The organism is Lactonifactor sp. BIOML-A5, from assembly GCF_009677585.1.
Classification (GTDB): Bacteria; Bacillota; Clostridia; order Lachnospirales; family Lachnospiraceae; genus Lactonifactor.
The window spans coordinates 1-1,105 of the sequence record NZ_WKYV01000069.1 but is presented as its reverse complement, the minus strand read 5'-3'; the positions used below and the strand labels follow the sequence as shown (position 1 = coordinate 1,105).

1 pseudogene is annotated in these 1,105 nt (G+C 56.8%); it reads left to right on the top strand.

Annotated features, from left to right (window positions below):
• Positions 1-1,105: pseudogene (locus GKG41_RS23240) on the top strand (FIVAR domain-containing protein); the annotation flags it as partial.

Below are 1,105 nucleotides of genomic sequence, written 5' to 3'. Positions count from 1 at the left end.
TGGTCCCGAGCGGCAAGAAGCAGTTTACAGATGCGCTCAACAACGCACAGACCGTCTACGACGACGAAGCGGCCACGCAGAAGGAAGTCGACAAGGCCTGGAACGACCTGATGGATGCGATGCACCTGTTGGCATTCGAAGGCGGGAACAAGGAAGTCCTGGGACCGGCGATCAACACAGCGGAAGAACTGCTGAAGAACGCAGAGAACTTTACGCCGGACAGCGCGAAAGCGCTCGAGGAAGCACTGGAAGCGGCGAAGGAAGTCTATGGACAGGATGAACCGCTGAAGGTGGACGTCGACAAGGCGTTTGACGACCTGCAGAAGGCGATCGACGGGATCGTGGTCCGCGCAGACTTCTCCCTGCTGCAAAATGCAGTGGACGAGGCGGAATCTCTGGACCTGAGCAAGTATATCGAAGGCAAAGAGATGGACGCGTTTAAGAACGTTCTGAAAGAAGCACAGGCACTGCTGGAAGATGCAAACGCAAAACAGAACACAGTGGACGACAAGACGTTTGAACTGGTAGAGGCGATGACAGCCCTGCGGAAGATTCCGACCCGTGAAGAGATGAAAGCCCAGCTTGCAGAGATGGAGCAGGTGGACTTGAACGGCTACACGGACAGAAGTGTGGCGAACTTCCAGGCGTCGAAGAACATCCTCGCAGCAGCGATTGCCAATGAGAACGCAAGCGACGAGGAACTGGCGGCTGCATACTACGGCATGAAGGACGCCTACAATGCACTGGAAAAGGTGGAAACGCCGGATCCGAAGCCCACACCGAAACCGGACAGGAAGAAGGGCAGCAGCTCTTCGAACAAGTCGAACACCTATGGAGCAGAGGGCACGGCAGTGGCGAACCCGCTGGTGAATGCAGCCCAGAACATTTCCAGCCAGAAGGCGTATGTGGTGAGCGACACGACGGTGAACTTCACGCTGAAGAGAGGCAGCGCATACTGCTTCAAGATGACGGTTGTGAACAGCGACGCAACGCCGAGCTTCACGGTCGGCAACGGCAGCGTGCTCAAGACCCAGTTCGTCGCCAAGGTTGGCAACGACTACTACTACAGAGTGTACGCAGTTGGAGCGCCTGGCCAGAGCACCGG